The 25,656-nt window shown below is 55.0% G+C and carries 25 protein-coding genes; 8 read left to right on the top strand and 17 right to left on the bottom strand.

Annotated features, from left to right (window positions below):
• Window positions 1–389 precede the first annotated feature (389 nt).
• The 3 genes from GOW48_RS20335 to GOW48_RS20345 are packed head-to-tail and all read left to right on the top strand — an operon-like array spanning window position 390 to window position 4,138.
• Window positions 390–1,916, top strand: coding sequence for a DUF4153 domain-containing protein (locus GOW48_RS20335; RefSeq protein ID WP_170755927.1), 1,527 nt, complete (start codon window positions 390–392; stop codon window positions 1,914–1,916).
• A gap of 12 nt (window positions 1,917–1,928) precedes the next feature.
• Window positions 1,929–2,621 (top strand): response regulator transcription factor, encoded by a 693-nt coding sequence (locus GOW48_RS20340; protein ID WP_170755928.1) that lies wholly within the window; start codon window positions 1,929–1,931, stop codon window positions 2,619–2,621.
• Window positions 2,606–4,138: a sensor histidine kinase gene (locus GOW48_RS20345; protein ID WP_170755929.1), complete on the top strand. Its 1,533-nt coding sequence runs from the start codon at window positions 2,606–2,608 to the stop codon at window positions 4,136–4,138. Before GOW48_RS20340 ends, GOW48_RS20345 begins: the two co-directional genes overlap by 16 nt.
• A gap of 33 nt (window positions 4,139–4,171) precedes the next feature.
• Here the strand turns inward: GOW48_RS20345 and GOW48_RS20350 are convergent, their stop codons facing one another.
• From GOW48_RS20350 to paaZ, 4 genes are all read right to left on the bottom strand, one after another.
• Window positions 4,172–5,056, bottom strand: a complete 885-nt coding sequence (locus GOW48_RS20350; protein WP_170755930.1) for an SGNH/GDSL hydrolase family protein — start codon at window positions 5,054–5,056, stop codon at window positions 4,172–4,174.
• Between the two features lie 22 nt (window positions 5,057–5,078).
• Window positions 5,079–5,933 carry an SGNH/GDSL hydrolase family protein gene (locus tag GOW48_RS20355; protein ID WP_170756556.1) on the bottom strand — a complete coding sequence of 285 codons (855 nt, stop codon included), beginning with the start codon at window positions 5,931–5,933 and terminating at the stop codon, window positions 5,079–5,081.
• 140 nt (window positions 5,934–6,073) lie between these two features.
• A complete protein-coding gene (locus tag GOW48_RS20360; RefSeq protein WP_170755932.1) occupies window positions 6,074–6,811 on the bottom strand; it encodes a hypothetical protein in 738 nt (245 codons plus the stop codon).
• A gap of 83 nt (window positions 6,812–6,894) precedes the next feature.
• On the bottom strand, window positions 6,895–8,934 hold the full coding sequence (gene paaZ / locus GOW48_RS20365) for a phenylacetic acid degradation bifunctional protein PaaZ (RefSeq protein WP_170755933.1): 2,040 nt from the start codon (window positions 8,932–8,934) through the stop codon (window positions 6,895–6,897).
• 370 nt (window positions 8,935–9,304) lie between these two features.
• Between paaZ and paaI the strand changes: the two genes are divergently transcribed.
• The 3 genes from paaI to GOW48_RS20380 are packed head-to-tail and all read left to right on the top strand — an operon-like array spanning window position 9,305 to window position 11,674.
• Window positions 9,305–9,730 carry a hydroxyphenylacetyl-CoA thioesterase PaaI gene (gene paaI, locus GOW48_RS20370; RefSeq protein WP_170755955.1) on the top strand — a complete coding sequence of 142 codons (426 nt, stop codon included), beginning with the start codon at window positions 9,305–9,307 and terminating at the stop codon, window positions 9,728–9,730.
• Between the two features lie 11 nt (window positions 9,731–9,741).
• Complete coding sequence (gene paaK / locus GOW48_RS20375; protein ID WP_170755934.1) at window positions 9,742–11,043, top strand: phenylacetate--CoA ligase PaaK; 1,302 nt, start codon at window positions 9,742–9,744, stop codon at window positions 11,041–11,043.
• Window positions 11,044–11,047: 4 nt separating this feature from the next.
• Window positions 11,048–11,674, top strand: coding sequence for a TetR/AcrR family transcriptional regulator (locus GOW48_RS20380; RefSeq protein WP_170356444.1), 627 nt, complete (start codon window positions 11,048–11,050; stop codon window positions 11,672–11,674).
• Here the strand turns inward: GOW48_RS20380 and GOW48_RS20385 are convergent.
• The 5 genes from GOW48_RS20385 to paaA are packed head-to-tail and all read right to left on the bottom strand — an operon-like array spanning window position 11,653 to window position 15,247.
• A complete protein-coding gene (locus tag GOW48_RS20385; protein WP_170755935.1) occupies window positions 11,653–12,720 on the bottom strand; it encodes a ferredoxin--NADP reductase in 1,068 nt (355 codons plus the stop codon). The genes GOW48_RS20380 and GOW48_RS20385 overlap by 22 nt on opposite strands.
• A 9-nt stretch (window positions 12,721–12,729) precedes the next feature.
• Window positions 12,730–13,191, bottom strand: coding sequence for a 1,2-phenylacetyl-CoA epoxidase subunit PaaD (paaD, locus tag GOW48_RS20390; RefSeq protein ID WP_170356502.1), 462 nt, complete (start codon window positions 13,189–13,191; stop codon window positions 12,730–12,732).
• A 2-nt stretch (window positions 13,192–13,193) separates the two neighbouring features.
• Window positions 13,194–13,958, bottom strand: coding sequence for a 1,2-phenylacetyl-CoA epoxidase subunit PaaC (gene paaC / locus GOW48_RS20395; RefSeq protein WP_170755936.1), 765 nt, complete (start codon window positions 13,956–13,958; stop codon window positions 13,194–13,196).
• Window positions 13,958–14,248, bottom strand: coding sequence for a 1,2-phenylacetyl-CoA epoxidase subunit PaaB (gene paaB / locus GOW48_RS20400; protein ID WP_170356441.1), 291 nt, complete (start codon window positions 14,246–14,248; stop codon window positions 13,958–13,960). Before paaB ends, paaC begins: the two co-directional genes overlap by 1 nt.
• A gap of 3 nt (window positions 14,249–14,251) precedes the next feature.
• Complete coding sequence (gene paaA / locus GOW48_RS20405) at window positions 14,252–15,247, bottom strand: 1,2-phenylacetyl-CoA epoxidase subunit PaaA (protein ID WP_170755937.1); 996 nt, start codon at window positions 15,245–15,247, stop codon at window positions 14,252–14,254.
• Window positions 15,248–15,407: 160 nt separating this feature from the next.
• Between paaA and GOW48_RS22820 the strand changes: the two genes are divergently transcribed.
• Complete coding sequence (locus GOW48_RS22820) at window positions 15,408–16,253, top strand: Rossmann-like and DUF2520 domain-containing protein (protein ID WP_170755938.1); 846 nt, start codon at window positions 15,408–15,410, stop codon at window positions 16,251–16,253.
• Between the two features lie 139 nt (window positions 16,254–16,392).
• Window positions 16,393–19,182 carry a bifunctional aconitate hydratase 2/2-methylisocitrate dehydratase gene (locus GOW48_RS20415; protein WP_170755939.1) on the top strand — a complete coding sequence of 930 codons (2,790 nt, stop codon included), beginning with the start codon at window positions 16,393–16,395 and terminating at the stop codon, window positions 19,180–19,182.
• Window positions 19,183–19,244: 62 nt separating this feature from the next.
• Here GOW48_RS20415 and GOW48_RS20420 read toward each other — a convergent pair whose 3' ends face one another.
• The 8 genes from GOW48_RS20420 to GOW48_RS20455 form a co-directional block, all read right to left on the bottom strand.
• On the bottom strand, window positions 19,245–20,003 hold the full coding sequence (locus tag GOW48_RS20420; protein ID WP_170755940.1) for a methyltransferase domain-containing protein: 759 nt from the start codon (window positions 20,001–20,003) through the stop codon (window positions 19,245–19,247).
• Entirely contained in the window at window positions 20,000–20,620 is a 621-nt protein-coding gene (locus tag GOW48_RS20425; protein WP_170755941.1) for a pimeloyl-ACP methyl esterase BioG family protein, read from the bottom strand. Before GOW48_RS20425 ends, GOW48_RS20420 begins: the two co-directional genes overlap by 4 nt.
• Window positions 20,617–21,903 carry an adenosylmethionine--8-amino-7-oxononanoate transaminase gene (gene bioA / locus GOW48_RS20430; protein WP_170755942.1) on the bottom strand — a complete coding sequence of 429 codons (1,287 nt, stop codon included), beginning with the start codon at window positions 21,901–21,903 and terminating at the stop codon, window positions 20,617–20,619. The genes GOW48_RS20425 and bioA overlap by 4 nt, the downstream gene beginning before the upstream one ends.
• A complete protein-coding gene (bioD, locus tag GOW48_RS20435) occupies window positions 21,900–22,520 on the bottom strand; it encodes a dethiobiotin synthase (RefSeq protein ID WP_170755943.1) in 621 nt (206 codons plus the stop codon). The genes bioA and bioD overlap by 4 nt, the downstream gene beginning before the upstream one ends.
• A complete protein-coding gene (locus GOW48_RS20440; protein ID WP_170755944.1) occupies window positions 22,517–23,650 on the bottom strand; it encodes an 8-amino-7-oxononanoate synthase in 1,134 nt (377 codons plus the stop codon). Before GOW48_RS20440 ends, bioD begins: the two co-directional genes overlap by 4 nt.
• Window positions 23,647–24,627, bottom strand: coding sequence for a biotin synthase BioB (gene bioB / locus GOW48_RS20445; RefSeq protein WP_170755945.1), 981 nt, complete (start codon window positions 24,625–24,627; stop codon window positions 23,647–23,649). Before bioB ends, GOW48_RS20440 begins: the two co-directional genes overlap by 4 nt.
• Window positions 24,628–24,766: 139 nt before the next feature.
• Entirely contained in the window at window positions 24,767–25,108 is a 342-nt protein-coding gene (locus GOW48_RS20450; RefSeq protein ID WP_170755946.1) for a plastocyanin/azurin family copper-binding protein, read from the bottom strand.
• Complete coding sequence (locus tag GOW48_RS20455; RefSeq protein ID WP_170755947.1) at window positions 25,108–25,629, bottom strand: DUF4142 domain-containing protein; 522 nt, start codon at window positions 25,627–25,629, stop codon at window positions 25,108–25,110. Before GOW48_RS20455 ends, GOW48_RS20450 begins: the two co-directional genes overlap by 1 nt.
• Window positions 25,630–25,656 lie beyond the last annotated feature (27 nt).

The raw sequence follows: 25,656 nt of genomic DNA on the forward strand, positions 1-25,656 counted from the left end.
GTTTACGTGTCAGGAGTTCTGGAAATCTGGGGGCGATTGGCATTCTATTGCCGCAGGCCCGCCAACTCGCTGGGAATTGTCTGATTTTACTGACATTGGCCGTGACCCCGGCCAACATTCATATGTCATTGAACCCTGAGCTTTACCCATTTGCTACCGAATGGCAGCTGAACTTACGCCTGGTTATTCAAGTCCTACTGTTGGTTTGTATCTGGTGGTCGACACGCGACCGTCGCTGGGTCTGACCGTTTGGTCAACTGGGTGGACTCGTCAAAAGTGTGCGCAAAATCTGCACAATAGCCTTTCAAAACCTGTTCAGGACTCGCCCCAGCTCTGCAATTGCGTCTGTCAACCTGATGGGAAGAACAACCGCAATCAGGAGGCGCGTAATGAGGCAGGAGCTGATAATCCACGGAGTGCCGGATAGCCTTAAACGAGATGCGTGGTGGCTAAGCATGTCAGAGACAACATCCGCGCAAACAAACCCACGGGCGCAAAGCGATAAATCGCTGTTTTCCTCACTTGGAATGCGGCACAAGATACCTTTGCTTGGCGTTTTGGTGACACTGGCAGATTGGCTGTTCTGGCACCAGCCGATTGGAATCTCTCTTGCCTTGTTTGCGATGATCCTTTCGGCAGCAATAGTGGCATTGAAGACCCCTCGGACCAATCGGCGTGAGTGGGTCGGGGCCATGGGCTTTGCCCTAGTGTGCAATTTGCCGTTGTGCATCGACCTGCAATTCTTGTCGGTGTTATTTAGTCTGGCCGGGTTGGTTTTGCTGGTGGGGTGGTCGGTCTACGGATTGCCGTTGAACGAACGCTTGTTTTTTAGGGTTGCAATGCGATTGCCTACAATCGGAAACTTGTTGCTGAGTTGGGCCGCGCTGCGTGATTTGCCTGAGGCAGATATGGGCAAGGGCATTCGTCGTCAGGCATCTTCGGCCTTGCTTCCCTTCATAATGGGCATCATTTTCCTGATACTGCTGGCCGCCGCAAACCCAGTTCTGGAAGGCTACCTACAAGGGCTGGACCCAACTCATTTGTTCACAGCCGATTTTTGGTTGCGCGTCTTGTTCTGGTGTCTGATCGGGTCTCAAGTTTGGGCGTGTTTGAACCTTAGTAAGTCTTGGTTGGGTTCCGAAGCGCAAAAACCCTCTTTCCGGAGGGCCGGGCCCGGACGGGTTACATTTCTGATCAACCCTCTTTCTGTTCGGAATTCTCTGTTTTTGTTCAACCTGTTGTTCTTTGTGCAGACAGGTATGGATATCGGGATTTTTACCGGCGGTGTCGCCTTGCCCGATGGTATGACTTATGCTTCCTATGCCCATCGTGGTGCCTATCCTTTGGTCGTGACGGCATTGCTAGCAGGGGTATTCGTCCTGTTGACACGCAGCATGATCGCGCAGGATAGGGTCTTGCGGAATCTGGTTTATCTTTGGTTGGCTCAGAATATCTTTTTGGTGATGACCGCAGCCTTCCGCCTGCAGCTATATGTTGAGGCATATGCCCTGACTTATCTGCGCGTGGCCGCCTTTATCTGGATGGGCCTTGTATTGATCGGCTTGGTGCTGACGGTCATTCAAGTTCATCGAGGGTTGGGAGTTGATTGGCTATTGCGACGGTGCCTGGCCACCGTTGTCGTCACAGTCTATGTTTGCTGCTTTGTCAATTTCGCGCACCTGATCGCTGGCTATAACCTGACGCACGGTCAGGATCTGGCGCTTCGCGATACCTACTACATCTGTGGATTAGGTCCCGATGCATACCCTGCCATACACGCTTTTGAAGCCAAAACCGGCGAGCGTATTTGTGGTAAAAGACTGGACTATCTCATGTCCCAGGATGCCATTTCCAACTGGCGAGAATGGGGCTTTCGCAGGTGGCGCATCCAAGCCTATTATCAGGCTCAGAGCTGAGGACCCTATTTGATGCCCGCACGTATTCTTATCGTCGACGACGATCCGGACATTCTTGAAGTGACAGGGTTTGCAGTTGAAAACGCGGGTTTTCAAACGATGTTTGCCAGTGACGGTTTGGCCGCACTTGACGCTGCTCGACAAGAGCAACCTGAACTGATCGTATTGGATATCGGCTTGCCTGAACGTGACGGGCTTGAAGTGTGTCGCGAAATTCGCAAGTCCTCGGATGTCCCGATCCTGTTTCTTACGGCTCGGGATGATGAGGTTGACCGGGTCGTCGGGCTTGAGATCGGAGCAGACGACTATCTTACCAAACCCTTTTCCCCGCGCGAACTGGTGGCACGTATCAAAGCCATCCTCAAACGCAGCGTCCCGCCAGCCACCCCGGCGGAACAAGTCCTCGTGCAAGGGAAGCTGACTCTGGATGCGCGGCGCCATTCGTGCCTGTACGGCGCAGAGCAGGTGGTATTGACAGGATCAGAGCTTCGGTTGTTGGCAACTTTGATGTCCCGACCGGATCACGTTATGTCCCGACCTCAGTTGGTGGATGCGCTGTACGGTTACAACATCCACGTGTCGGACCGAACAATAGACAGTCATATTCGCAATATTCGCGCCAAGCTGTCACAAGCCGGCTGCACCGACGGAATTGTCACCGTGCATGGTGTTGGCCTGAGGATGGGGCCATGCAAGGCGGGGTAAAGCCTAGAAAACGTCCCAAGCTCTGGACTGTTGTCTTGCTTGTTCTGGGGATTGTTCTGTGTCTGCCGTTTGCCGGGCTGGCATTGTTCCGATTTTACGACAGCCAGTTGGTCCAGCAAACCGAAGAAAGCCTGCTGACACAAGCCGCTGTCCTCTCGGCGACCTATTCCGAGCTATATGCTGAGGCAGCAGGGCTTGATCCGCCCAAGCGCGGCGCAATTTCGGTCGATCGGGCAGTCTTTCCAGCATTGTCTGTAAACCGGGAAACAGTTTTGCCTCCGCGCCCCGATGCGCAGGCAATGCAACTGGACCCCGGCCGCGTTTATAAGCAAATAGCGGCTCCTTTATCGCGGATCGCGGCTGGAGCACAGACGCAAACGCTGGTGGGGTATCGGTTTCTGGATACGTTCGGAAATGTCTTCGCCGGAACCGCCGAACTCGGAGAGAATCTGGGGCAGGTGGCCGAAGTACAGGAAGCTATGCAGGGGAACATCTCGTCGGTCGCTCGAACGCGTCTGCGCGAGGACAGAACGCCTGCGGTCTATACACTCAGCAGGGCAGCCCGTGTTCGCGTGTTTGTTGCGATGCCGGTGTTCGTAGAAGAGGCGCAGATCGGGGCTGTCTATCTGAGCCGGACCCCTAACCATATCTTCCGATTTCTTTATGGCGAGCGTTTTAACTTGGCCAAAGCGGCCGTATTCGTAGCTTTGTCCACTGCGTTGATCGGTTTTGTGTTCTGGCGCTTTATCACGCGGCCCATCCGCCTTTTGATAGAAAGGACGCAATCGGCAGGCTATGGCGTTGACGCGTGGGAGCCACCAGAGCATTTAGGCACTCGCGAAATTGAGGAGCTGAGTCAGAGCTTTCAGTCTCTCACCACACGTCTGCAAAACAAACAAGACGCGCTAAAAACCTATACTGCCCATGTCACGCACGAGTTGAAGTCTCCTCTGACTGCCCTCAAAGGTGCGACCGAGCTGCTGCGGGACAACAGCTTGCCTGTGGAACAACGGAACAAGCTTCTGGATACCGTAGATAAAGGCGGCAAGCGTATGGAGGACTTGCTGGCCCATATGCGTGCGTTCAGCCTTGCCGATCAAAGTGCTTTGACCGGAAGTTGTCGTTTGGATGATGTCGTTCCCTTCGTGACCGAGACCTTTCCCAAGCTTTCGGTGCAAGTCGAAAACGGAGATCTCCCTCTGCCCGTGGCTGAAGAAACGCTAAGGATTATACTGACGCATTTGCTTGAAAATGCACAGCAACACGACTCCAGCGAAATCGTTCTGACAGCAGGTCAACGCAACGATGCGACCACCCTACGCGTTGCGGACAACGGAACGGGGGTTAGCGATGGGAATGCAGGAAAGATAATGCAGCCGTTTTTCACCACGCGGAGAAACAGTGGTGGGACGGGTATGGGTTTGAATATTGTGACGGCAACCGCCGAGGCGATCGGTGGACGCCTAAGCCTGGACCCATCCAGTCGCGGGGCATGTTTTCTCTTGACCTTCGGCTGACTCGACTGTCGCGCTAAAGAGCACGATTAGGATTCAGCTTTGTTCCTTCGTCGGCGAAATTTGCGTGAAGATCGCCGTACAAATCTGATCCATTTCTAGGGCAAAGAAGTTTTTGGCTGCAGCTTCGTTCGGATGATACGGATCTTTCACCATGCCTTTTTTGTTCAGACGAAAATACTCTTTGTTCCCTTGATTGGCGGCGACAGTTTCCGGCGTGGATCCCGGCACAAACGAACAACGCAAGCCTGATGTTTTGAAGGCGTCCATTAGGTTCTTTTGCGCCCGCAATCTCAAGTCTACGATTTTCTTTTTGTAAGCCGGGGCGGTGGTCATGAAAATGCAGGGCAGGTCAGGTGGAAGCTGGGTTTTCAACTTTTGAACATCGCGGATTGCAGCCTCGGGGCTGTTGGCCCAGCGTTTTGCGGAATTGCCCAGAAAAGACATCAGGATCAGTTTTGGGTCGTAATAATCGTCGCGCAACATCTCTTCCAGCGGAGACGTGTTTGCTGCACAAAACTGGTAGTCGCGCCCTTCGCCAATCTGGACGTATTTATTGCCGGACTTGTTTACGAAGCCATAAGCCCCCGCATTAACCCGCCATTTGGGATCAACCTTGCAGATCGTATCCTTACCCTTGCCAGATCGTGCTGTCCACGATGGTATAGAGCTGGAGCGCACACCGATTACACCAACCCGCATTTTTCCAAGTCGCTCAAGATGCTGCTTTTGCTCGGCGTTCGGTTTGCAATGAGTTTTGATATTACTGAAGAACTCCAGGAATGCTGGCCCCGAGCCGAACGATATCTGACTGTCCCCGATGATCAGTATTTCAGGCGAGTCAAACGGCTCGGCACTGACCGGAAGTGCTTGCAAAAGAAGGGCAATGGCCATGCCCGCGGCTTTGTTCAGAAACTGCATGTTTCCCCCTTATGCGGTTTCTCTATTTCAGGGCTTCGAAGATCGCATCGCAGAAATCGACCGTGTTGATCTTCAAAAACTGGCGAATTGCAGCCGGACTTGGATGATGCGGATCTTTGACACGACCGGCTTCGTTGCGGCGAAAATATTTTGGTTTGCCCTCAATGGCCGCGCGCGTCTTTGCATTAAACCCTTCCACGGCAATACACTGGGCATCGGCACGCTCGAACGCCCGGGCAATGGCCGTTTGAGCTTTCATCCGCTTGTCGTTTGTTTTTTTCAGGTAGACCGGCGCGCTTGAGATAAAGACGCAAGGCATATCCTTGGGCACCTGTTCCAGAGTCTTGGACACATCCTGTGCGACCGCTTCTGGTGAGTTTGCCCAGCGATCGGCCGAGTTGCCCAGAAAAGTCAGGACCAACAAACCGGGATCATAGTAGTTTTCGGCAAACATAGCCTCAAACGCGGTTTGTTTGGGTTTGCAGAACTGATAAGATGAGCCTTTTCCGATCTGGATGAAAACACGATCAGGGTTTCCATCGATCCCATAGGCACCAGCGTTAACACCAAATTTCTTGTCTACATCGCAGATTGCACCGCGTGTCGGCCCGCTGACGGATGTCCAAGATTGCAACGAGGTGGACCGTACACCGATCGCCGCCGTTTGACGCGCGCCAAGCTTTTCCAGCAACCGAGTGCGTTCTGCTGTCATATTGCAGCGTTGTGGCAAGTCTTGGAAGAATCGGGTGTATTCCTTTCCTGCCCCAAAAGAGATCTGACTGTCGCCCAGCACCAAAATGTCGGGTTGCGCCAGCGCAGGCACTGAACCCAGCGACAGTATCGCCACAAGCGCAGTGCGCAAGATTGATCGTCCCATGTGTGTCACGCGGCTACCTTCGATGAGAACCAACTGTGCATCCAAATCCTAACTGATCGGTAAAACATGGCCTAACCGGCGATGAAATACCAATCAAGACCCGGTTACAGTTAGCGGAGCCACTCAGATTGGAACGTGAGTTATCGGGAAAATCGTTCGGGCGACAAGTTGGGCAACGCGGACAGTAGATCGGTGACCCTGCCGTGGCACAGTGCCAGCGGTCCTTTTGGGTTTAGGGAAATATGGGCCCATACTGCAGGGCGCAGTGCCATTTTCCGCCAGTGGTGCAAAAGCATCAGTCGTATCGCAGCTTGGGGCAAGGATTGCATGCGATGAATTTCGGCAGAAGCTGCAAGGTCAAAGATGCGCGACGCCTGACGTAGAACATTGTCCTGCACAAGACCGCTCGAGAACCACTCGGGCGGAGGGTAGTCATCAAACTTTAGCGTCACGACGTTTTCGGCTTTGGCAGCAGCTGAGGCGGGCATCAGAACCAGCGCTTTGTCGATTGGAATCGATAAGGGTGGCGCTGCGAATCCTTGACGACCCCAGCAGATTACCCAGCCTTCGGGGTATTTGGCGTCTTGACGATATACATCCTCATAGGCGGCCCGGGTTTCTGATAGGCCATGTGAAGAAAGGCGATAGGTAACTTCGCGCCCCGATTTTGTTGACTCGATCCAACCGTCTTTTCTAAGGCGATGCAAGGCGACACGCATGGCTTCGGTTTTGATCCCAACACGACCAAGTAGCAGCCCCAAGTCTTTGCCTGTAATTTCTTTGCCGTTCATGTCACCGAACAGGGTAACGATCAGCGACCAGGTCTTGATCGGTTCCAGCGCAACAAGTTCTTCAATCAGTTTTTCGGCTGAATTCAAATCTAGGTTTCCAAATGGCCGGTTCGCAGGCTGGCCTATTAGATATCATGCCAATGTCTTGTGTGGCCACGGAAAACCGACGCTCAACCTCGGGAATATGCATTCATTGTCAGAAGATCGTACTCGGCTGCCCGGTCGCCATTCTGGTTTGTCAGTGTCACATGCCAGCGAACCTCGCCATAGTCTTGGTTACGCGGAGTTTTCTGCTTGACCGTCAGATGAACTTGAATGCTGTCTCCGGCTTGTACGGGCTTAAGGAACCTCAGATTGTCGAGCCCGGTATTCGCCAGAACTGGCCCTTCATCTGGTTGCACGAACAACCCCGCAGCGAAGCTGAGTAACAGATACCCATGTGCCACCCGTCCCGGGAAAAACGGGTTCCGCTTTGCGGCAGCTTCGTCCATATGCGCATAGAATGTGTCGCCGGTAAAATGTGCGAAAGTTTCAATGTCGGCCAAAGAGATTTCTCGGGACGCGGTGTGTAACGTCTCACCTATTTCTAGTTCATGGAAGGTGCGGGTAAAGGGGTGTGCATCGCGGATGACCTCTGATGAGCCGGCCGTCCATTTTCGGTTAATCCGCGTCAGAATATCGGGGCTGCCCTGAACCGCAGTGCGCTGCATGTAGTGCAGCACGCCCCGAACGCCTCCCAGCTCTTCGCCGCCGCCCGCGCGTCCTGGGCCACCATGCACCATGTGCGGCAGCGGAGAGCCATGGCCCGTGCTTTCGTTCATAGATTGTCGGTTGTTGAAGTACAGTCGACCGTGAAACGCGCCCGCACCCAAGGCGGCTTGTCGGGCAAAGTCGCCGTCGTTGGTGATGACCGAGGCAACAAGGCTGCCTTTGCCCTTGTTGGTCAGGCGAAGGGCATGATCAATATCGTGGTAAGGCATGACGGTCGAAACCGGCCCAAAGGCTTCGACATCATGAACGTATTGCGCTGTATCTGGGGTTTCGCAATAAAACAGCATGGGTGGCACGAACGCGCCTTTTTCGCGGTCCGCACCCGAAACCTGAAACTTTTCTGGGTGGCCAAAAACGCGAGTCGCATCCTGCTCGATCAGGGCGGCCTTCTGCAAAACGTCCCGGCGTTGCGCCTGAGAGACCAGCGGCCCCATCTGCGTCGCCGTGTCCGAGGGATCGCCTATAATTGTCCGCTCAAGGGTTTTCCGCAACGCTGTAATCACCGCTTCGACCTGTGGTTCAGGCACAATAATCCGACGAATGGCAGTGCATTTCTGCCCAGCCTTTGCCGTCATCTCGCGGGTAATTTCCTTGATGAATAGGTCGAATTCGGGCGTGCCTACTTCCGCATCGGGTCCGAGAATTGAGGCATTCAGGCTGTCTTGCTCGGCAATAAAACGGGTTGCGTAATTCAAAATGCTCGGTGTGCTACGCAGTTCAAGAGCCGTTTGCGCCGAGCCGGTAAAGCTGACCACATCTTGCGATCCGACGTGGTCTAGCAGCGCACCAATATCGCCCGAGATCAGCTGTACTGCACCATCTGGCAACAAGCCGCTTTCGAGCATGATGCGAACACATAACTCGGTTACGTAACAGGTGGCTGTCGCCGGTTTGACGATTGCCGGCACCCCGGCCAGTAAGGTGGGCGCAAGCTTTTCCAGCATGCCCCAGACCGGAAAATTGAACGCATTGATGTGGACAGCGGCGCCCGTCAACGAGGTGCAGATATGTTGCCCCAAAAAGGTTCCACTGCGGGACAGTTGCTCGATATTGCCGTCCAGATAGATCGTATCATCTGGCATCTCACGCCGACCTTTGCTGGCAAAGACCAGCAACGTGCCGATCCCCCCATCAATGTCGATCAGGTGGTCCTTGTGCGTAGACCCGGTCGCGAAAGAGGCGTCATAAAGTGCCTTTTTGTGCTGGCCCAAATGCAGCGCAAGTGCCTTCAGCATGCGGGCTCGATCATGGAAAGTCATGGCCCTCAACGCCGAACCGCCTTTGGCACGCGCATATTTCAGCATGGCTTCGGTGTCCAAAGCACTGTTGCCTGCCCGTGCAATCAAATCTCCGGTCACCGCGGAATGGATATCCCGCGCGGCGCTGTCACAGCCAATCCATTGACCGGCTACATAACTTTCAACGTTCTGAACTGCCATTTCGGGACCTCTACAATGGTGTTGTTCATTAATTGACCAACCGGACGGTTTATGAAATGTTTAAATTGAAGGTTGCTTAAGATCAAGGAGTATACAGTGCTTGCCACGCGACACGCAGGTTGGGACGGGTTCACAGTGAATCGACCTGATCAGATGAGCAATTTGACCAATGAAATGCACCGTACCTTTCGTGATGCCTTGAATTGCGCGAATGTTGCGCAAAACGTTTTGATCAGTGAGGCGAGGCAGCAGCGCATTGAACCAGACGCCTATGCCGTAAACAGCTCGGCTGTCAGGACAAGACGATCATCGCCTTGGCATGTGGTATCGTAGTGGTCACGGATACGGCCAAAAGCCCAAGGGTACAGTTATGACGCCCAAGGAACGCGCGGAACAGGCGGCCCGAACGATGTGGGGTAATGATCAGGCAAGCCCTTGGGTGGGAATGCAGGTCGAAGCAGTGGATGAAGGGCAGGCGGTTCTGACGCTGACAGTAGAAAAGCACCACACCAACGGGCACGGCATTTGTCATGGAGGCGTGATCTATATGCTGGCCGATAGTGCATTCGCGTTTGCCTGCAACAGCCGGAACCAATCGACGGTCGCGCAACACAACTCAATTACCTACATCGCGCCCGGTCAGTTGGGCGATCGCCTGACCGCAACAGCGACCGAGGTCAGCCTGACTGGGCGGAGCGGAATCTATGATGTGACCGTGGTCAATCAGACGAACACAGTTGTAGCAGTGTTTCGCGGTTGCTCTCGGGCGGTGCGCGGTCACGTGTTCGAGGAATAGCGGAGGAGTTCATGAAAGACCTAACACCGGCCCGAAACACGCTTGATCCGATAGAGATTGCTTCCATCGACGAAATTAGAAGCCTGCAGTTGGACCGTCTGAGATGGTCTCTGCGCCACGCTTACGAAAACGTTCCGATGTATCGCCAACGGTTCGACGCGGCGGGGGTCCATCCGGATGATCTGCGATCTCTAAGTGACCTGTCGAAATTCCCTTTTACTCACAAAGACGATCTGCGTGCCAACTATCCATTTGGGCTTTTCGCTGTTCCTCGGGAAGAAATCGTGCGGGTCCATGCATCATCCGGGACGACTGGTAAACCAACGGTGGTGGGCTATACTCCGAAAGATATTGATAACTGGGCCGGACTTGTGGCGCGATCCATGCGGGCCAGCGGTACTAAACCAGGAGAAATAGTGCACATCGCCTATGGCTATGGCCTGTTCACAGGGGGGCTGGGCGCGCACTACGGGGCCGAGCGTCTGAACTGCACGGTTGTTCCTGTCTCCGGTGGCATGACAGAACGCCAAGTGATGCTGATACAGGACTTCAAACCCAGCACGATCATGGTCACTCCGTCCTATATGCTTAACATACTGGAGCAGTTTCACACGGCTGGTATTGATCCGCGCGATACCTCTTTGGATGTGGGAATCTTTGGCGCCGAACCCTGGACGAACGCAATGAGGGCAGAGGTTGAGGATGCTTTCGACATGCATGCAGTCGACATCTATGGCCTGTCCGAAATCATGGGGCCAGGCGTTGCAAATGAGTGCGTCGAGACCAAGGACGGGCTGCATATCTGGGAGGACCACTTCTACCCGGAAATCATTGACCCGGAGACGGGTGAAGTGCTGCCAGATGGCGAGCTGGGTGAGCTGGTCTTTACGACCCTGACCAAAGAGGGCATGCCAATGATCCGCTATCGCACTCGCGATCTGACGCGGCTTTTGCCCGGAACGGCGCGATCAATGCGGAGAATGGAGAAAATCACCGGCCGATCCGATGACATGATCATCCTCAGGGGCGTGAATGTCTTTCCGACCCAGATCGAAGAGCTTGTTCTGGCAGCCCCGGATCTGGCGCCGCATTTCCAGATAGAGCTGTCCCGCACGGGCCGGATGGACGATATGACGGTACGCGTTGAAACCGGCGCGCCAGAGGACATGCGCGAAGGTATTGCCGGGGCCTTGTCCAAGAAGATTAAAGATACCATAGGGATCGGCGCATCGGTGAACGTTGGTGCTCCGGGCAGTGTCGAGCGCAGCCAGGGCAAAGCCCGTCGAGTAGTTGACAACAGGCCAAAGGAGTAAACCCGTGGCGCGGACGATCGCTAAGGACCATGACAAGAAGCGTCAGAGCATCCTCGCGGTGGCTGCCAATGTGTTCGCCCATGAAGGCATCGCACGGGCTTCGATGAATCAAGTCGCCAAAGCCGCGGGTATATCGAAGGCGAATATTTACCACTATTATGACAGCAAAGAAGCACTGCTGTTCGACATTCTGGATACCTATCTGTCCGAGTTGAAGAACCGCGTCTCCGCAATTGATCTGGACGGGTATCCACCCGAAGAACAGTTGCATCTGATCCTGCGCGAATATCTGCTGGCCTATGAAGGGATGGATTACGAACACACCATTCAAAGCGAAGGTGTCTCTCTGCTGCCCGAGCATATGCAGAAGGTGCTTAAAGCCTATCAAAAAGACATGGTAGCGCAGATGAGCAACATTCTGAACGCGATCAGTGGTGGCAAGCTGCAAGACGATGGCAGCCTGCTGCGTGAGGTGACCATGTCTGTGTTCGGAATGCTGAACTGGTATTACATGTGGCATCCAAAGGCGACACGTGCTGATCGCGAAGGATATGCCAAAACGGTTGCCCGTTTCACCGTGGCGGGCTTGCCCGGAGTGTTAAGCAACGTTCAATGCCCGGCCTCATCATAGTCCCAAACAACTTTCTCTGAAACTGCAAAGCACTGACAGGTCAGAACAAAACCGGCTTCAACCTCGTAATCCTCAAGGGCGTGGTTGGCGACCATTTCTACCTCACCTTCAAGGACCTTGGCCTTGCAGGTCGAACAAACACCTGCTTTACAGGCGTGGGGCGCATCCAGGTTTTCGTCCAAAGCCGCTTCCAGCAAGCTTGTGTCTTTAGGTATGACAAGGCTTCTGGTTTCACCGCCCAACGTGACGCGACCTTTGACACCGCCAGTTTCGGCGGCTTTTGAGACAGCGCGTTTTCTGGCGCGCCCGGGTTGAGACGACGCGAAAAGTTCGAAACGGATTTGGTCCTTTCGCAATCCATGATCCTTAAGCGCCTGTGAAATGGCCAGCATCATTGGTTCGGGCCCACAGATGTAAGCCATCGAGACCGATTTAATGTCGATCCAGTGTCGAAACAGATCGGCGCATTTGGTTTGATCGACCCGGCCTTTGAACAATTCAATGTCCTGACTGTCATCCTCAAGAACGTGGACGATGTTCAGCCGATGAAGGTAGCGGTTTTTCAGGTCCTCAAGCTCTTCCCGGAACATGATCGTATTTGGTGTGCGATTTGCATAGATCAAAGTGAACCGCGTAGACGCGTCCTCGGACAGGGCGGTCTTGAGAATGGACAGGACCGGAGTGATGCCCGAGCCGCCAGCAAACGCCAGATAGTGCGGCGCGTCGTCTTCGACTGCGGCATGAAAGTTGCCCATGGGAGGCATGGCGTCCATTACGTCCCCAACCTGCAGTTCGGTATTGGCCCATGTTGAGAACGCCCCGCCATCCACACTTTTGATCCCAACCTGCAGGATGCCTTCATGCGGTGCCGCGCAGATAGAGTATGACCGGCGTAGTTCCTCGCCCTCGAAATCCCTTTTGAACGTCAGGTACTGACCAGGTGCAAAACCAAACTCTGCCACGTTTTCAGCTTGCAAAGTGACTACGACGGCGTCGCGGATGGTCTTTTGAATATCGGTGACTTTCAGAGGGTGGAAGTTGGTCATATTGGGACCTCAGATACACTTGAAATAGTCGAAGGGTTCCATGCAATCCTGACATCGCCATTGGGCCTTGCAGGGGGTCGAACCGAACTGGCTGATTTTTTCTACCCGCTTGGATTTGCAATGGGGGCATCGTTTGGGACCACCCGCAGCTTGGGGTGGGGCAATCCCGAATTCTTCCAGTCGGGCGCGGCCTTTTTCGGATAACCAGTCAGTCGTCCACGCCGGTGCGATGCGGGTTTGAATGTCCAGCTTGCCGATGCCGTTTTTTGCAAGTTCGGTTTCGATGTCCAACGCGATAACAGCCATGGCCGGGCAGCCGGAATAGGTCGGTGTGATCGTCACAGTCACATGGTCCTGCGCGACCTGCACCTCGCGGATCACGCCGAGATCCACAACCGAGATGACTGGGATTTCAGGGTCAGGCACGGTGTCGAGCCAATCCCAGACCTGAGCCTCGGTCACCGCCATCATCGTCACCACGTCGCGCCTGGATACGAGCGTTGAAGGGTTTGCATCACGGCCAGCATATGGCCCAGGTGTTCAGTGTGCCGAAATCCGGTTCGCCCTCCTTTTTGGGCATAGTCGCCTTCCGGCAAAGTCAAGCACGCCTGCACCAGCACAGTCTGTACGGTTTCAAGCCACAGAGGTTTTATTTCTGAAAGCAATGGCGCGACACCCGCTGTCGCCATGGCATGATCGGTTTCGTCATCGACAAAGACTTCACCACTATACGGCCACAGGAAAGCAAGCGCTTCATCCATGCGCTTGTTGCTTTCCGCGGTGCCGTCCCCCAAGGCGATTACTGTGTGAGAAGACCTGTCCAAGTGATAGAGGGCCTCTTTCAAGCATTTTGCGGCGATTTCAGCCACTCGGGTGTCGGTGGAATTTTGCAGTTGCGTCAACCATGGTACTTGAAAGGCGTCATACAGGAATTGCCGCATCTGAGTGCGCCCGAAATCGCCGTTCGGGACCTCAAGCATCAGCAAATTCCGGAAATCATAAACGTCACGTAGAAACGCCAGATCGTCGGCAGAGCGTCCGGCCCCTTCGACCTCAGCCGCATATCCTAGCCACAACTGGGTTTGCCCGATCTGATCCAAGGCCATATTGGCCAGCGCGATATCCTCTTCCAAAATCGGAGCGACCCCGCACCATTCCGAGGTTCGATGCCCCAGAACCAAAGCGTTGTCGCCTTGTCTCAGCAGAAACTCGAACAGTGGTTTTTGCGCCGCGTCCATCACATTTTCCCAACTTCGTCAGGAATGTCGTAGAAAGTGGGGTGCCGGTAAACTTTGTCGCGGGATGGGTCGAACAGGGGCCCTTTGTCCGAAGGGCTGGAGGCCGTGATCTTTTCAGCCTCGACCACCCAGATACTTACGCCTTCGTTGCGGCGCGTATAAACGTCTCGCGCATTCCGTATGGCATGCTCGGCATCCGCCGCGTGCAACGAGCCGACGTGCCGGTGGCTCATGCCGTGTTGGCCTCGGATAAAGACTTCCCACAGGGGCCATTCGTTTTGGTGTGACATCGACTACTCCGCCGCTTTGGATTTGTTTTGGGCTTTCCGCGCGTGGGCCAGCATGGCATCACGGACCCAGGCGCCATCCTCCCAAGCCTTACGGCGGGCGCTCAGACGCTCGGCATTGCAGGGGCCATTGCCCGAGATGACATCGAAAAACTCGGACCAGTCTGGTTCACTAAAATCATAATGCCCGGTTTCTTCGTTCCAGCGCAGGTTCTCGTCAGGAATTGACAAGCCCAGAAACTCGGCTTGCGGAACGGTTTCATCGACGAATTTCTGACGCAGCTCATCATTTGTGTTGATCTTGATCCGCCAAGCCATCGATTGGGCGGAATGTACGCTGTCCTTGTCCGACGGACCGAACATCATCAGGGCAGGATACCAGAACCGGTTTAGAGCGTCCTGCGCCATGCGCTTTTGATCGTCAGTACCTTCTTTCGCCATCCTAATCATGATGTGATAGCCTTGGCGTTGGTGAAAGCTTTCTTCTTTGCAGATGCGCACCATTGCCCGCGCATAGGGGCCATACGAGGTGCGCTGCAGTGGCACCTGATTCATGATCGCAGCCCCATCAACCAGCCATCCGACCGCGCCCATATCTGCCCAAGTCAGGGTGGGATAGTTGAAGATGGACGAATACTTCATCCGCTCGGAGTGCAGCATCTCGACCAGCTCATCCCGACTGACGCCCAGTGTCTCAGCGGCGCAATAAAGATACAGCCCATGGCCTGCCTCATCCTGAACTTTGGCCAGAAGGTTGGCCTTGCGTTCCAAAGTGGGCGCACGGGTGATCCAATTGCCTTCGGGCAGTTGACCTACAATTTCAGAATGCGCGTGCTGGCCGATCTGACGGATCAGTGTTTTTCGATAGCTTGGAGGCATATAGTCCTTGGGTTCGATCTTTTCACCGCGGTCGATGCGATCTTGAAATGCCCGATCTTCGGGGCTCATCTCGTTACGAGATTGCACCCCTTTGCCCGTTGATTTTACCATTTGGGCGTACATGGCCTTGTCCTCCTCAAACCCATTCCGCTTGCCTTGATCAATATGTTACAGAAAAATAAAGTAACAAGCAAACTGTAACGTATTTTGATTGATCAATTCCTTTGAGATAATTGGCGATCATTTTAATAGCTGTTGTGCGTCATAAAGGGGGGGCTCAGAATTGGGCACTACGACTGTTAATCTCATCGGGGCAGGACGGGTTGGCCAGACACTGGCTCGACTATTGCCAGCAACGCAGTCTTATGTTCTGCAGGATGTAAGCAGCCGTCGTCTTAAATCCGCTAAGGATGCTGCCGCATTCGGTCGCAACGCGCGGGCTGTTGAGCACTTGGCCGATATGCGGCCAGCAAACATTTGGATACTTGCCGTACCCGATTCGAAAATCGCCGAGGTGGCCAGAACCTTAAGCGACTCGAACCCAGATAGTGTGTTGCAGGGATCGCGCCCTGTTGCACTACATTGTAGTGGATTCTACCCGGCCGCCCAAATGGATGCCTTAAACGAATATGGGTGGGGTTTGGCGAGTGCGCATCCAGTGCTTTCCTTTTCAGATCCCGAAACTGCAGCATCGCAAGTCTCCTGTGTCCCTTGTGGCATCGAAGGTGACCCATATGCGGCAAGCATCGCTACTTCGTTGTTCGAAGAGATGGGCGCCGAGTGCTTTTCCATCCGGTCGGATGCGAAAAGCCTGTATCATGCTGCTGCGGTAATCTCGAATAACTTCACGGTAGTCCTGCAAGCCTTGGCGCGTGAGGCGTGGGCCGAAGCGGGCGTTTCCGAGGATATGGCAGCACGCCTGAATGAAAAGCTGTTGACCGGAACTTGCGAAAACGTAGCCGCGCAGGGGCCACAGGTCGCGTTGACTGGTCCCGCTGCACGCGGGGATACTGACGTCGTTGCTCAACAAAACAGAGTCGTGGCTGGTTGGCACCCGACAGCTGGGGAGTTGTATGCACAACTAAGTGATCTGGCGCGGTCCCTTAAATCAAGCGGCAAAACCCGTTAGCGCCACAACCATCGCTTTGGTCTATTGATCCTCAGTGGAAAATAGTATACCGCCGCATACAAAGAGCATCCTGTGGGCCTGGAAAACCAGTCTTTGCCGGGTCTCAAGCTTCTTCTAACGCCTAATCGTCGGGACCGCCATGAGCCTTTACACAGATTACCTCAGTGAAATTGAAACGCGCAAAGAACAGGGCCTGCACCCCAAGCCCATTGATGATGGTGCGCTGGTCAAAGAGATCGTTGAGCAGATCAAAGATGCCGGAAACGTGCATCGCGAGGACTCGCTGAACTTTTTCATTTACAACACCCTGCCCGGAACCACGAGCGCCGCAGGTGAAAAGGCTGAGTTCCTGAAAGAAATCGTCTTGGGTCACACTGTGGTCGACGAAATCTCGGTTCCTTTCGCGTTTGAACTTTTGTCACACATGAAAGGTGGCCCGTCGGTGCGGGTCTTGTTGGACCTTGCTTTGGGCGAAGATGCAGCAATTGCCGAGCAGGCAGCCGCAGTCCTGAAGACTCAGGTTTTCTTGTATGACGCCGATACAGATCGCTTGAAAGAGGCTTTCAAAGCCGGGCATCCCATCGCCAAAGAGATTCTGGAAAGCTACGCCAAGGCTGAATTCTTCACCAAACTGCCCGAAATCGACGAAGAGATCGAAGTTGTCACCTATGTTGCAGCCGAAGGTGATATCTCGACCGACTTGTTGTCGCCCGGCAATCAAGCGCACTCGCGCGCGGATCGGGAGCTGCACGGCAAGTGCTTTATCTCGGACAAAGCGCAGCAAGAAGTTGAGGCGCTGAAACTGCAACACCCCGATAAGCGGGTGATGCTGATTGCAGAGAAAGGCACCATGGGTGTTGGGTCGTCTCGGATGTCGGGCGTCAACAACGTAGCCCTGTGGACGGGTCAGCAGGCCAGCCCCTACGTGCCTTTCGTCAACTTCGCGCCTGTTGTCGCAGGCACGAACGGCATTTCCCCGATCTTCCTGACCACCGTCGGTGTGACTGGTGGTATTGGTTTGGACCTGAAGAACTGGGTCAAGAAGGTCGATGAAGACGGGAATGCCATCCTGAACAATGACGGCAACCCGATCCTTGAAGAGCAGTATTCGGTCGCGACCGGTACCGTTCTGAAGATCAACACCAAAAGCCACAAACTGCTGAGCGAAGATGGCGATGAGCTGGTGGATGTGTCGGCCTCGTTCACTCCGCAAAAAGTCGAATTCATGAAAGCCGGTGGCTCTTACGCCATTGTCTTTGGCAAAAAACTGCAGACTTTGGCCGCCGAGACGCTGGGTGTCGAGGCCCCGCTGGTCTTTGCACCGTCCAAGGAAGTCAGCCATGAAGGTCAGGGCCTGACTGCGGTTGAGAAAATCTTTAACAAGAACGCAGTTGGGGCGACCCCAGGTAAGACCCTGCACGCTGGTTCGGACGTCCGTGTAAAGGTCAATATCGTGGGTTCGCAGGACACCACCGGCCTGATGACCATGCAGGAACTCGAAGCGATGGCCGCAACAGTTGTGGCGCCCAGTGTTGACGGTGCCTATCAGTCGGGCTGTCACACTGCGTCGGTCTGGGATGCCAAAGCTCAGGCCAACACGCCGCGTCTGATGAAGTTCATGAATGATTTCGGCCTTGTTACCGGTCGCGACCCGAAGGGCGTGTATCATTCGATGACCGACGTGATCCACAAGGTTCTGAACGACATCACTGTTGACGACTGGTCGGTGATCATCGGTGGGGACAGCCACACCCGTATGTCCAAAGGTGTGGCGTTCGGCGCGGACTCGGGCACCGTGGCTTTGGCGCTGGCGACCGGTGAAGCCTCGATGCCGATCCCCGAGTCAGTAAAAGTGACCTTCAAAGGCAAAATGGCGGACCATATGGACTTCCGCGACGTGGTACACGCCACACAGGCGCAGATGTTGGAACAACATGGCGACAATGTCTTCCAGGGCCGCGTAATCGAGGTTCATATCGGAACGCTGCTGGCGGATCAGGCCTTTACCTTCACTGACTGGACTGCCGAGATGAAGGCCAAAGCCTCGGTCTGTATTTCGGATAACGACACTCTGATCGGTTCTCTGGAACTGGCTAAATCGCGTATTCAGATTATGATCGACAAGGGTATGGAGCATGAGAGTGGCATGCTGCAGAAGTTGATCGCGATTGCGGATGCCCGCATTGCCGAGATCAAGTCCGGTGAAAAACCCGCCCTGCGTCCCGACGACAACGCGAAGTATTCCGCCGAAGTGGTCGTGGATCTGGATCAGATCGTCGAGCCGATGATCGCGGACCCGGATGTTAACAATGCGGACGTGTCCAAGCGCTATACACACGACACGATCCGCCCGGTATCTTTCTATGGTGGTGACAAGAAAGTTGATCTGGGCTTCGTAGGATCTTGCATGGTGCATAAGGGTGACATGAAGATTGTTGCGCAAATGCTGCGAAACCTCGAAAAAGTGTCGGGGAAGGTAGAGTTCAAAGCCCCGCTGGTGGTGGCCGCCCCGACCTACAACATCATCGATGAGTTGAAGGAAGAAGGCGATTGGGACGTGCTCGAGAAGTATTCGGGCTTCGAATTCGACGACCTGTTCCCGAAAGAAAAGGCGCGCACCGAGTACGAAAACATCCTGTATCTTGAACGCCCGGGCTGTAACCTGTGCATGGGCAACCAAGAGAAAGCCGCTAAAGGCGATACGGTTCTGGCGACGTCTACACGCCTGTTCCAAGGTCGCGTTGTGGCCGATGCACCGGACAAGAAAGGCGAAAGCTTGCTGGCCTCGACCCCGGTCGTGGTGCTGTCGGCCATTCTGGGTCGTACGCCCAAGATCGACGAGTACAAAGCCGCGGTCGAAGGCATTGACCTGACCCGATTTGCGCCTCCGGTTGAAAAACTGGCCAACAGCCGCTCGGCTCATTTCTAAACACGGCGGGCCGGTCACCAAACTGGTGATCCGGCCCGTTTTTTCCCTGTCTAGTTAGACGATCAGCGCGCTTTGCGCGCAACAATCCATGTTGCGTGATACGTCAGACAGACCCCTTCCGGAGTCCGGTGCAGCCTTTCATAGTCATCGCTGAACTGTCTGAGCGTGGCTTTGGTCCATGGTTTTTGGGCCCGGCCATTTACTCCGGTTTTCCGAAGGTGCTGCAGGACATCTCTTGGAGTTGCGAAGAACACGCGCTCTAATGCTTCCCCGGTATTGATGACCTCCAAACACTCGGTGACGGCCGACGCCATATCCGAGTGATCCATCAGGCCAGGTGCGGCCGCAGACGAACCAATCTGTGCCAATTCGGTGTATTGGAATGGCCCGAACCCGGAAATGGCAAGCCATCCACCGGGCGACAATGCGTTGGCAGCCTGACGCAGAAATTCTGCGGGGTTCTGTAGCCATTGTATCATCGAGGCCGACGCGATTAGGTCAGGCTGCGTCGGCAAGCTGACTTTTGAAGCATCGCCGCACAGAAACTTGGCGCGATGACGGTTTGCGGTTTCTGCGGCGGCGGGGGTAAGGTCGTTAAGCGTTAAAGCGCCACAATCAAAGGTTTCAAGCAGGCGTCGAGTAAGGTGACCTGTGCCGCATCCAAGTTCGAGCGTTTTGTTGAATCGTTCAGGCGCGCCTGCCGCACCAAGGGCTGTCACCAAACGATCCGCGACTCGTGCCTGTTGGCTGGCCTCTCCGTGATAGGAATGAAAACTTCTGCTGAAACTGCGCTGCACCCGATCTGTGGCTTGAAACGTCATGAACACCACTCCGTCCAGTTTTGACCCTTACGAAAAGGGACATGTGGCGCATCCACGCCGCGGACCACGCTTGCCTGGTCCTTCCAGGCGGCTTCTTGTGCAGAGGTTGGAATGATCCGGTCGTGTTGCGGAATCCAGATGCGATCGAATGAAAGCGCGCGCGCTGGCCCCCGTGCGATAACTGCGTTCAACTCTGCACGGGCCTTGGGGACGTCGAGCTTGCGGGCGGGCACGTCCAATCCCGCGCGGCGGCAGAATTTGGAAAAGCTCGCTTCGGTCAGGTTGTCGGCAGTTGCCCTAATCATCTCGGGTGCTATGCCCCAGCGCGGATCTGCTGGGTACAAAGTACCGCCAACAGCAACAAGCCTTGTCGGTCTGACATTAAAGTCGTTCACCCAATGGGCGGCCGAAACGACTCCGAAGGAAAATGAAACCAGTGTGACCCGATCATAGTCTGAGGTTTCATCCAGGGGGTCGTCCAGACGGATATAATCGTCAACAAACAGTTGATCATGTTCACTGGAAAGCTGTTGAAACGGGGCAGGGCCCAAAGCCCATCCCCCAAAGATCAGGATCAAGTCTGCCGTGCCAGAGCGTGCCAGCCATTGCTTTTTCATGAATGTCCTCGGGCCAGGGAAACCATGGTCTGTGTTACTCGGCTCAGTTCGTCCGAGGAAATTACGTAAGGCGGCATACAATAGACGTTACGTGCAAAGGGGCGAAGCCAAACGCCCGTTTCCGGAGCCAGCTGATGTGCGACCGAAGGGTCAACCGGCGATGTCATCTCGATAACACCGATCGCACCCAGCACGCGAACATCCGCAACACCGGGAAGGGTTCGCGCGGCGGCCAATTCTTGTGTCAGCTGATCTGCGATAGATTGAACTTCACCCTGCCAATCCCGGCTCGAGATCTGATCAAGGCTGGCACAAGCCGCAGCACAAGCAAGTGGGTTCGCCATGTAGGTCGGTCCATGCATCAGAACACCGGCTTCGCTTTGTCCGATACGATGTGCGACGTTCCGCGACGTGATCGTCGTTGCCAGCGTGATGTGCCCCCCGGTCAACGCTTTCCCAAGACACAGGATGTCAGGGACTACCCCAGCGTGATCCATCGCAAACAGTTTTCCCGTGCGTCCGAACCCCGTAGCGATCTCGTCGAAGATGACCAAGACATCATGCTCGCGGCACAACGCGTGCGCACGCCGCAGCCATTCGGGATGGTAGAAATACATTCCGCCTGCGCCTTGGACCACGGGCTCAAGGATAAGCCCTGCGATCTTGTCACCTTGTTCAGACAGCAATTTCTTTAACTCATTGAGGCCGTTGGTATCGTCGTCTTCGGACCAGTCTTCCTCGAACCGGATTTTCGGACGCGACAGGAAATGCTGAATTGACAGCGCGCCTCGGAACAGGCCGTGCATCCCGTTGACCGGGTCGCAAACGCTCATCGCTTTCCAGGTGTCGCCGTGATATCCGCCGCGAATGGTGGCGAACTCGGTGCGTTGGGTGCGGTTTTGCGCCATCTGGTACTGCACCGCCATTTTGAGCGCGACCTCAATGGCAACCGATCCGCTGTCACTGTAGAAAATTCTGTCTAGCCCATCAGGCAGCAGATCGACCAGCTTCCGCCCCAGCTCGATCGCGGGGGTATGCGTCAGCCCACCGAACATGACGTGGGGCATTTGATCTAGTTGCGCCTGCATCGCCGCGATCAGTGCCGGATGACGATGGCCGTGGATAGCGCACCACCACGAAGACATGGCATCGATCATTTTTGTCCCATCGTCGCGGGTCAGCCAGACGCCTTCTGCCTCTGTGATCAGATGCATTGGGCCGGGATTGGCGATGTTCGTGTATGGATGCCACAGGTGGTTGGCGTCAAACTCCAGCGGGGTCACAGTGCGCTCCGGATTGTGGCGGTGTCGATGGCTTCAAACGCGTCCGACAGTGTTTGGGGTGTCAATGATGGCAAATGCGGAAGCCGGCCCAGATGCCGGACCGAGCACATCTGGGCAATGGTCTGCTCGACAGGCGGTTCAGCTTCGCCCACGAATGCAACGCCGACCAAATTGCATCCTGCGTTCCGCAACGCCATCACGGACAGGCTGGAGTGATTGATCGTGCCAAGTGCTGTGCGGGCGACCAAAACAACCGGGGCTTTCCATTGCGCGAACAGATCCAAATAAAAATGTTCACGGTTCAGCGGTACCATCACGCCGCCTGCACCTTCGACGACCAAGGGGCCGTCGACTTGCGGCAGTGCCAACTGGTTGAGCGTGATTTCCACGCCCATATCTTCGGCCGACAAATGTGGAGAAGCGGGTAGGGATAGCCGGTATGCCTCGTGCAGAGTCTCAGCGCCAGACAAAGCGCGTATGGTTTCTGTGTCGGTCGCGTCTTCCAAGCCGGATTGAACAGGTTTCCAATACCGCGCGCCAAGTGCGGCGGTCAGGCCAGCTGCAAAAACTGTCTTGCCAACGCCGGTGTCAGTTCCTGTGACGATAATGGCGCTCATGCGGCTGCTTTCAACTGGTTGGACAAAATGTCGAAAAGGGCAGTGATATCTGCATCGCTGACATTGCCGGTGACGGAGATACGCAAGCGAGACGTCCCGCGTGGAACCGTCGGTGGGCGAATTCCGCGAACGTCGAACCCGTGGGCTTGCAGCTCGGACGCGATGCGCATTGTCAAAGCATCATCGCCCAAGATAATCGGGATGATTTGACTGTTTAGGCTGGCGTTGGGCAGGCCGATGCGCCGGGCGCAGGCATGCGCGAAATGCATTCTGGAGACGGCCGACTGGGTAAGAGTCGCCTCACATTGCAATCGTTCAAGCACAGCTCGCAGCAGCGCAGCATTCAGCGGAGAGGGCGCAGTCGCGAAAATAAAGGGTCGGGCACGGTTGATCAGCGTGTCAATCATCACCCGAGGGCCACAGATCAATCCGCCAGCAACCCCCAAACCCTTGCCGCATGTATGCAGCGTGACAAGCTCTGCTTCCAAGCCATGGGCCAGCCCCCGTCCGCTGGGTCCAAACAGTCCGGTCGCATGGGCTTCGTCGACAACCAGAATGGCATCGAACGCAACAGCCATATCAGCTAGCGCTGTCAGAGGTGCAAGATCACCTTCCATCGAATAGACGCTTTCTACGGCGATCCAGATTTGTCCGGTCCCGCCTTTCGCGCGCCACTCCTCAAGGATACGCCGGGCGTCCTCCACGTCATTATGTTTGAAAGCCCGAGCTTCAGCGCGGCCGAGGCGCATTCCTTCATGTGCACTGGCATGAACAAGCGCATCATAAAGGATCAGATCTTCGGCTGCGGGCAGGGTCGAAAATATTGCCTGATTTGCCTGAAAGCCGCCGCCCATGAACAGAGCAGCCTCGGACTGGAAAAAGCGGGCCGCTGACTGCTCAAGCGCCTCATGTTCCGGGTGGTTGCCGCGTAACAGGCGTGATCCGCCCGACCCGACAGGCACTTCGCGGGCAAGTGCGTTGCGCGCGGTGTCGGCCAGAAACTCGGACCGGGCCAGCCCCAAGTAGTCATTGGAGGCAAAATCTAAACCCTGCGCTGCGGTCAGGCTACGTCTGCGATGCCGTTTCGTAAGGGTCGCAAGCATCGCGTCAAGGCGATGATGCGCTTTCATTCAGCCGCTTCCCTGCTGCTTTGTCCTGCTACGGTCTCTGACTGCAGGCCGAGTTTTGCGAACAGGATTGCATCTGTATCCTCTTCGGGGTTTTCGGCCGTCAAAAGGGTCTCTCCTACAAAGATCGAGTTTGCACCCGCAAAGAAACACATCGCCTGCAGTTCATCGCTCATGTCGCTGCGCCCGGCGGACAATCGGACATATGAGGTTGGCATCATGATCCGAGCTGTTGCAATCACACGTACGAAATCAATAGGGTCGATCGGTTTGGCATCGGCCAAGGGTGTGTCTTCTTGCGGCATCAGCATGTTGATCGGGACCGAATCCGGAGCCGGATTCATATTTGCCAGAGTCACCAGCATGTCGACACGGTCCTGCGTTTCCTCGCCCATGCCGAGGATTCCGCCGGAACACACTTTGATCCCAGCTTCTTGCACACGGTTCATCGTGTCGATCCGATCCGAAAACGTACGCGTTGTGATCACTTCGGGGTAATATCGTTCCGACGTGTCGATGTTGTGGTTGTAATAATCCAACCCGGCATCGCGAAGGCGGATTACCTGATTGTCGTCTAGCATTCCCAACGTCATGCAGGTTTCCATTCCCAGTGCCCGGACGCCTTCGACCATGGCAACCAGTGCATCCATGTCACGATCCTTGGGTTCGCGCCATGCCGCCCCCATGCAAAACCGGGTTGCGCCGCCGTCGCGGGCTTGTCGAGCTTGGGTCAGAACACGTTCGACCTCGATCAGTTTGGAGGCAGAAAGTTTTGATCCGTTCCGTGCGGACTGAGAACAATACGCGCAGTCCTCGGCACACCCACCTGTCTTGATGGACAAGAGCTTGGAGGTCTGAACCTTATTGGGATCAAAATGCGTGCGGTGAACGGATTGAGCGCGAAACATCAAGTCCATAAGGGGCAGATCATGCAGGGTCTGAGCGTCTTCGCGGGTCCAGTTCGTCGTGGCAACAGTCATTTTATAGATAAAATCCCATCATCTTGAGGCTGATGTTGATGTTTATAGATAAAAATTTGTATAACAAGCCTCAACCCGGACATTTGGCGGGTTTCCGACCATCTCAGGCAGATTTGATCACGTAAAACCGGTATTGAACTCAGATAATTTCAATAGTGCCCTTCATATGGGGGTGAAAGGCGCAGAAATACTCAAGCTCCATACCCTCGGTTACAAGGATTTCTGCACTCTGACCTTTAGACAGCTCCTGCGTACCCCAACCCTGTGCGTCAGCCGTGGCCGTGTGTGGCGCGATATCCAGATTGGTCCATTTGATGCGATCTCCAACGTGGACCGTTACCAGCGCGGGCTGAAACTCAAATCGGTGAATCCTGACCATATGTAGTACAGATGCTCGGGATGCTTGCGCGGGCAGGTTAAAAGCGACTGCTGACGCAGCCGCTTGGGTCACAATCTGACGTCGCGATAGCAGGCGCGGCATCAATTCAGCGACTCTACCATCTTTTCGGCATGAACTTCATGGGCCTTGAAAATCTCTAAGCCTTGTTCAAACAAGGCCTTGACCTCTGCATTGTCGATGTTCGGGATCATGCTACCCTCGACCAGATCATTAACCGCTTGATGGTACGCTAGTTCATTTGCTGCATATGCCGCATCAAATTCTGCACCGCGCAGCTGTGATAGCGTGTTGATGATCTCTTCCGCGTTGGCGTTGAGAGTCTGGCTGAAGGCATTGTCCTGCGCCGTCGCGCCGAGTTTGTTCAGCAACCCAAGCGCCGCTTCGTTCACGGCGGTGTGGTCGCGGATCATGGTATTGGCGAACTCATGGATGTCGGGGTTGTCCGAGAGCGCCAGCGCCAGATGAGCGTACCGTATGTCGATGACATCAGCAGTATAGGCGATATGCGCAAATTCCAGATCGTTCATGCCAGAAACGTCCTGAGCATAGACTGGTGCTGACAAGATCAAAGCGGTGGCGACGGCAGAGAAGAAGCGGTTCATCAAAGATACTCCATTGCGAATGGTTTG

Source organism: Ruegeria lacuscaerulensis (genome assembly GCF_013033355.1).
Lineage (GTDB): Bacteria > Pseudomonadota > Alphaproteobacteria > Rhodobacterales > Rhodobacteraceae > Ruegeria > Ruegeria lacuscaerulensis_A.